Raw genomic sequence first — 6,875 nt, 5'->3', positions numbered from 1 at the left:
GAAGCCGTCGTTGTAGTCGGTGTGCTCACCGATCAGGTTCACCCGGCCGGGCGCGGCCCACACGCCGCTCGGCCGGGCGCCGTGGACGGCCTCGAGGGCGGACAGGTCGGCCGTTCCTGAGCCGCGACCGAGTCCGCCTCATCATCGAACGGTCCCTCGGGGCTCTCCCCACACCTGGACCTCCCAGCCCTTCTGCCCGAGTCCGCCGACATGGGAGATCAAGTCTGACAGTTATCCAGATGCAAGCCCCGGCGGTGCCGGAGTACTACCGCTGCACGCCGACCGAACGCACGCCCTTCTTCAGGAAGCCGGTGTCGTCCACGATCAGCACGCCACCAGGATCCGACAGGTGCTCGACGACGTACCCGCGCACGTCGTCGAGCACCCCGTCGGCGTCCCAGTCGATCCGGTTCAGCAGCCGCTGGATCCGGTCCGGGGCGCCCTGCCGACGTTGCCGCCGATGGGTTTCCCCGAGCCGCCTCCCGAACCGGACGTGCCCGGTTTCCAGGCATCCGGCTCTCCACAAGCCCTCTCAGGCGACCGCCTCGATCGTGGTCCCGTTGGGCCAGGGCGAGGGGATCTTGGTCCCGCGATACAGGTAGCGGTTGGTCCGCACCTTCGCGGCCTTGAACAAGACCACCTCGCCGTCGGCGGGCCACCATCGGCCCACGCAGTAACGACGGCGCAGGGTCTTCCAGTTGGTCCGGCGATGTTTGCGTCGCAGCCATCCGAAGACCTGTCGCCAGGTGAAGGCCGACAGGTACTGGAAGGTCGCGGACGACACGCCGTGCCGGAAGTACGCCGTCCAGCCCCGCAGTACCGGGTTGAGCCGGTGCAGCACGACCGCCAGCGGTAGGTTCGTGTCCTGTCTGCACAGCGTCTTGACCTTCTCCTTGACGGCCTGGAGGGCCTTCTTGGAAGGGTAGAGATAGACGTGGTACTTCTGGGTCCCGCGTTTGCGGTGACGCTGGAGGCGCCACCCGAGGAAGTCCAGCCCTTCGCCGATATGAGTGATCGCTGTCTTCTCCACCGACAGGCGAAGGCCCATCGGCGCGAGCACCGCCGCCACCTCGGCGCGAATCCCCTCCTCGCGCACTACTTCCTCGCCCACAACAGCGGCGGGCACTTCGGCACGGCCGACGACGAGCGCCGAGAGACCGTGTACTTCCGCCTGCGCGCCGAAGGCCACCGCCAGCGTTGGCGCGAGGCGGTCACCGACCCCTTGCTTACCCCTTGCCTCAAGTCCCGACAACAGCCCCTCAGTCTCCACGCCCGGAGCCGTCGCTGTCAGTCCGTATGGTTCCGGATTCCATGCCCAGCGGCGCGTGGCTACCGTCCGAACCGTCGAAGTTCCGGCGGTCCGGACGGACCGCCATCACGCGCCTTCAGGAGATCACGGTGACCGCGAACCACCCCACCCGCAGGAGCATCCTCAAGTCCGCCGGCGGGCTCGGCGCCGCGCTGGCGCTCGGCGGCGCGAGCGTCCTCGCGACTGCCTCTGCCGCTCGCGCGGCCGACGACGGCTTCGGCCTGCACATCTCCGACCGCAACGAGGGCGACGCCCGGATGTGGTACTACCGCTTCCGGACCGCCGAGATCGGCTGGGACCCGGCCGTCAACGTGTTGCTTCCCGACGACTACCACACCAGCGGCCGCACCTACCCGGTCCTCTACCTGCTGCACGGCGGCCTCCAGGACTTCATCGAGTTCGACCGCCGGGGCGTCCGCGACTGGACCATCGGCAAGCCACTGATCGTCGTGATGCCCGACGGCGGGCAGGCCGGCTGGTACTCCAACCCGGTCAGCACCAACGTCGGCCCCCGCAACTGGGAGTCCTTCCACATCAACCAGCTGATTCCCTGGGTCGACGCCAACTTCCGCACCTTCGCCGAGCCCGAGGGCCGCGCCGTCTCCGGCTTCTCCATGGGCGGCTTCGGCGCCCTGAAGTACGCCGCCAAGTACTGGGGCCACTTCGCCTCGGTCAGCGCCCACTCCGGCCCGGCCAGCCTGCGCCTCCACAGCGGCGCGCTCGCGCACTGGGCCAACGTCTCCTCCGCCGTGCAGGACCTGGCCGGCGGCAGCATCTACGGCATGCCGCTGTGGGACCAGGCCAGGGTGACCGCCGACAACCCGGTCGAGCGCCTGGAGAGCTACCGCAACAAGCGGATCTTCCTGGTCGCCGGCACCAGCCCCGACCCGACCAACCCCTTCGACACCTTCAACGAGACCGAAGTGCTGGCCGGCCAGCGGGAGTTCCGCGCCCTGCTCGACGGCGCCGGCATCCCGTACGAGGCCCACGAGGAGTCGGGCGGCCACTTCATCCGCCCCGACATGATGCAGCGCGACATCGACGGCATCATCGGCCGCCTGCGCAAGGCGTGAGGGGCGTTCCGATGGTCTCCCTCACCTCGTGGTCGGCCCGGGCCGCGGCCGCCCTGCTGCTGCTGCCGCTCACCGTGCCGGCCGCTCCCGCCGCGGCCGCTCCCACCCTGGCCGCCGGGTTCGCGGCGGCCTGCCCGGCCCGCGGTCAGATCTCCCAGCACTACTCCCAGGAGCACAACGGCATCGACATCGCCAACGACTACGGCACCCCGATCTACGCGGCCGGCGACGGCAGGGTCGTCCTCTCCGGCACGACGCCCGACTACGGCCAGTGGATCCGCATCCTGCACCCGGACGGGACCATCACCGAGTACGGGCACATGCAGCGGCGGGACGTCTTCGAGGGCGACGACGTGACGGCCGGCCAGCAGATCGCGCTGATGGGCAGCGAGGGCAACTCCACGGGCCCGCACCTGCACCTGCGGGTCTGGGCCGACCCGAACGCGTCCATGCGCACGGACCCGGAGCCCTATCTCGCGGAGCGCGGCGTCACCGTGCCCTGTGTCCCCGGAAGCGGCCCCCGCCCCGCGCCGCTGGTGTATCCGGCGGAGTCCGGCCGGGTGGTGTCGGCCCGGTCCGCGGACGGGCGGCTGGAGGTCTTCGCGGCCGGCCGGAACGGCGTCTCGCACGCCTGGCAGACCGCGATCAACGGCGGCTGGTCGGAGTGGGAGGACCTCGGCGGCCCCGGCGGCGCGGAACTCGCCATCGGTCCCAACGCGGACGGCCGACTGGAGGTGTTCGCCATCAACGGCTCCACCCTCCAGCACCGCTACCAGCTCCAGCCCTCCGGCGCCTGGTCCGGCTGGGAGGACTTCGGCACCGGAGGCCACGACATCGCGGTCGGCACGAACCAGGACGGCCGGTTCGAAGTCTTCGCCTCCGGCCAGGTCGGCGTCTTCCACCGCTACCAGACCGCACCCAACAGCGGCTGGTCCGGCTGGGAGGCCACCGGCGGAGGCCCCGCCAACAGCGAGATCGAACTCGGCAAGGCCCCCGACGGCCGACTGGAGGTCTTCGCCCTCAACGGCACCACCTTCCAGCACCAGTGGCAGACCGCCGTCAACGGCACCTGGTCCGCCTGGGACGACTTCGGCACCGGCGGCCACGACCTCACCGTCAGCCACAACCAGGACGGCCGCCTGGAGGTCTTCGCCTCCGGGCCCGCCGGCGTCTACCACAGGTACCAGACCGACCCCACCAGTTGGTCCGGCTGGGAAGCCACCGGCGGCCCCGCCGACTCCCGGCTGACCAGTGGACGTTCGCCGGACGGCCGGGTGGAGGTGTTCGCCATCAACGGCAGTACGGCGCAGCACATCTGGCAGACCGGCCTGAACGCCCCGTACGGCCAGTGGGACACCTTCGGTACCGGCGGCACCGAGATCGGCGCGGCGAACAACGCCGACGGCCGGATCGAGGTGTTCGGCTCCAACACCGACGGGGTCCACCACAAGTGGCAGACCGGCTTCTCCACCTGGTCCGAATGGGCCTGGCTGAACACCACCCACGGACCCGCCACCGGCTGACCACGCCGGTAACCCCCCTGGAGCACAGCGATGCACCCGATCAGCAGGCGCGGCCTGCTGCGGGCGGCCGGAGCGGGAGCACTCGTGCTCCCGCTCTCGGGCCGTACCGCCTCAGCGGCATCGGCCGAACCGCCCCACCTGTGGGTCGGCGCCGGCCCGTTCGCCCACGTCCACGACCCCTCCACCGCGCGCCGCCGCTACCTCAACGACCACACCGTGGTCCAGGCCGACGGGCGCTGGCACCTGTTCAGCATCGTTGGTGACAGTGCGCCACCCGGGCAGGCGCCCGACAGTTCGGCCGAGGTCTCGCTCGCGCACGCCTCGGCGCCCTCCCCGTCCGGGCCGTGGAGCAGCCACCCGGACGCGCTGACCGTCGACCCCTCGTACTTCGGCGAGGAGCACCTGTGGGCCCCGCACGTCGTCGAGTCGGGCGGCGTCCACTGGATGTTCTACGCAGCGGGCGGGCGCGCCGGGGCGGCGATCAACGCCGTGACCTCCACCGACCTGTCCACCTGGACCAGGCTGCCGTCCGGGCCGCTGTTCCGCGGGGCCGCCGCCCGCGATCCGATGGTGCTGCGGATCGGCGGCCAGTGGGTGATGTACTACACCGAGCTGTCCGCCCCCGGCGGGCACCACCAGGTCTGCTACCGGCGCTCCACCGAGCTGCTGACCTGGAGCGAGCCCGGCGTGGCCTTCGCCGACGCGGCCACCGCCGCGGACGGCGTCTCGATCACCGAGTCGCCCTTCGTGGTGGCCCGGGACGGCTGGTACTACCTGTTCCTCGGACCGCGCAACGGCTACGAGGGCACCGACGTCCTCGCCTCCCGCGACCCGTTCCGCTTCTCCCTCGACGGCCGCTCCGGCCATGTGCCGGGCCACGCCGTGGAGGTGGTCACCGACGGGCAGCAGTGGTGGGCGAGCGCCGCCGGCTGGTTCCGCCGAGGCCTGTACCTGGCGCCGCTGGACTGGCGGTCCACCCCGCCGCCCTGGCAGAGCCCGGACAACCCGGTCGCCGCCCCGGACGTCCAGGGCCGGCTGAACGTGTTCGCCCTCGACGCGGCCGACCGGTCGATGCTGCGCCGTGTCCAGACCGACCCGGACTCCGACACCTGGTCGGACTGGGAGGTGTTCGGGACGCCCGCCGGCGCGGTGCCCGTGCTGGGCCGCAACGCCGACGGCCGGCTGGAGGTGTTCTCGCTCGCCCCCGACGGCGCCGACCTGCACCACCGCGTCCAGCGGACGGACGGCGACTGGTCGGACTGGGAGGTCTTCGGCGGCCCGGCCGGCGCCGCCCCCGCCGTCGCCCGGAACGCCGACGGCCGGCTGGAGGTCTTCGCCCTCGCCCCCGGCGGCGCACTGATCGCCCGCCGCCGCCAGGCCTCGCCCGGCTCGACCGGCTGGGACGACTGGGACGCGGGCTTCAGCGGTCCGGTGGGCGCTCCGCCGGTCGTCGCCGCCAACGCCGACGGCCGGCTGGAGGTGTTCGTGCTCGCGCCCGGCGGCGCGGCGCTGCTGCACCGCTGGCAGACCTCGGCCGGCGGCGCCTGGTCCGCATGGGAACGCTTCGGGACGCCCGCCGGGGCCGCGCCGCGGGTGGCCCGCGACGGCACCGGGCGGCTGAACGTCACCGCGATCGCCCCCTCCGGCACGGCCGCCTTCCAGCGCCGCCAGTCGGTGCCCAGCGGCGGCTGGGACGCCTGGCAGCCACTGCTCGGCTGGTCCACGGCGGCGCCACTGACGATCGCCGGCGCGGACGGCCGGTTGGAGGCCTTCTCCCTCTCCCCCGGCGGCGAACGGCTGGCCCACCGCTGGCAGTCGGCGCCTGCAGGAGCCTGGGAGCCTACGGGCGTGTTCGGCGAGGACTTCGGCGAGCCCGGCCTGGTGCTCGCCGCGCCGCCCTCGGCCGCGGCCGACTCCACCGGAAGGCTGCACGTCTTCGCGGTGACCGAGGACGGCCGGCTGCGCACCCGCGTTCAGGACCGTCCCGGCGGCGGCTGGCGACCGTGGGCCGCCTTCGGCGACCGCCCGATGGCACCGCTGCGTCCAGGGGCGCCGATGCTCTGACCGAACACCCGTGCACTCCGCTTCCACCTTGTCAAGTAGCCTGCCGCTCCGGTTTATTGTCGTACGCGAAGAGGTACCGTTCGTCCGTCCGGCAAGAGTCGGCGCGCGAGACGGGACGGTGCGCGGGACGGAGGAGCGGTGCGCGGGATTGTCGTCCACCTGCCGGCGGGGAACGGCGGCGACACGGTGACCTTACGACTCGGTCCGGGAGAGCGGGCGCGCTTCGGCCGCGGATCCGCTCACAGGCCGGTGGAACTGCGCCTCGGCGACGAGTCGGTCTCCCGGCTGGCCGGTGAGATCCACGCGACCGACGACCACTGGCAGTTGAGCAACCTCAGCAACTCCCACGCCTACCTGGTGGAGAACCCGGAGGGCGCCGGCGAGTACCTGCGGGTGCCGCCACGGCGGGTCGGCGCACCGATCCCCTTCGAGTTCTCCCGGGTGGTGCTGCCCTCCCGGCGGGAAACCCCGCTGTCCTTCCAGGTGTTCGCGCCCGACCACGTCTACCTGGACCTGGACGCCCGCGGTGGCTCCTGGGAGAGCCGCACCATGACGGCGTACTCGCTGGACGAGACCGCCACGTACTTCCTGGTCCTGGTCGCGCTCTGCGAACCATGGCTGCGCGACCACTCCCCCGCCACCGTGCCCACCACCCCGCAGGTGGTCGCTCGGTTGCACGGCCACCCCTCCTGCGCCCGTCTCACCGCCCGCGCGGTCAGCTCGCACCTCGACTATCTCGCCGCCGAGAAGCTCCGCATCGACCTGCCCGACGGCGACCGCGCGGACCGCCGCAGCGGCAAACGCGAGGCCGTGGTGGGGCTCGCCCTGAAGTTCGGCATCGTCCGCGAGGAGCACCTCGTGCTCCTGCCGGACCCCGGGCCCGGCCGGTCCGGACGGTAGGGAGGG

General features: G+C 72.3%; 6 protein-coding genes and 1 pseudogene. 4 read left to right on the top strand and 3 right to left on the bottom strand.

Annotated elements, in window-relative coordinates; all coding sequences use genetic code 11:
* From ACIQOV_RS19980 to ACIQOV_RS19970, 3 genes and pseudogenes are all read right to left on the bottom strand, one after another.
* Positions 1–105 (bottom strand): galactokinase family protein (locus ACIQOV_RS19980; RefSeq protein ID WP_401050161.1); only part of this gene is annotated, 105 nt, incomplete at its 3' end.
* A gap of 163 nt (positions 106–268) precedes the next feature.
* Positions 269–436: pseudogene (locus ACIQOV_RS19975) on the bottom strand (transposase); the annotation flags it as partial.
* Between the two features lie 96 nt (positions 437–532).
* Positions 533–1,270 carry a group II intron maturase-specific domain-containing protein gene (locus tag ACIQOV_RS19970; RefSeq protein WP_401050159.1) on the bottom strand — a complete coding sequence of 246 codons (738 nt, stop codon included), beginning with the start codon at positions 1,268–1,270 and terminating at the stop codon, positions 533–535.
* A gap of 128 nt (positions 1,271–1,398) precedes the next feature.
* Between ACIQOV_RS19970 and ACIQOV_RS19965 the strand changes: the two genes are divergently transcribed.
* The 4 genes from ACIQOV_RS19965 (at position 1,399) to ACIQOV_RS19950 (ending at position 6,869) form a co-directional block, all read left to right on the top strand.
* Positions 1,399–2,382: an alpha/beta hydrolase gene (locus tag ACIQOV_RS19965; RefSeq protein ID WP_401050156.1), complete on the top strand. Its 984-nt coding sequence runs from the start codon at positions 1,399–1,401 to the stop codon at positions 2,380–2,382.
* A gap of 11 nt (positions 2,383–2,393) precedes the next feature.
* Entirely contained in the window at positions 2,394–3,905 is a 1,512-nt protein-coding gene (locus ACIQOV_RS19960) for a peptidoglycan DD-metalloendopeptidase family protein (RefSeq protein WP_401050154.1), read from the top strand.
* 30 nt (positions 3,906–3,935) lie between these two features.
* Positions 3,936–5,969: a glycosyl hydrolase family 32 gene (locus ACIQOV_RS19955; RefSeq protein ID WP_401050152.1), complete on the top strand. Its 2,034-nt coding sequence runs from the start codon at positions 3,936–3,938 to the stop codon at positions 5,967–5,969.
* A 138-nt stretch (positions 5,970–6,107) separates the two neighbouring features.
* Entirely contained in the window at positions 6,108–6,869 is a 762-nt protein-coding gene (locus ACIQOV_RS19950) for a serine/threonine protein kinase (RefSeq protein WP_401050150.1), read from the top strand.
* Positions 6,870–6,875 lie beyond the last annotated feature (6 nt).

The sequence above is a fragment of the Kitasatospora sp. NPDC091257 genome, from assembly GCF_044757675.1.
Lineage (GTDB): Bacteria > Actinomycetota > Actinomycetes > Streptomycetales > Streptomycetaceae > Kitasatospora > Kitasatospora lactacystinica.
Note: the sequence above shows the minus strand (reverse complement) of the source record. Positions and strands in the feature narration are given on the sequence as shown.

Bases quoted from the DNA above. Each gene is read 5' to 3' on its own strand.
- ACIQOV_RS19955 (WP_401050152.1), top strand. From the start codon at position 3,936: ATGCACCCGATCAGCAGGCGCGGCCTGCTGCGGGCGGCCGGAGCGGGA.
- ACIQOV_RS19960 (WP_401050154.1), top strand. From the start codon at position 2,394: ATGGTCTCCCTCACCTCGTGGTCGGCCCGGGCCGCGGCCGCCCTGCTG.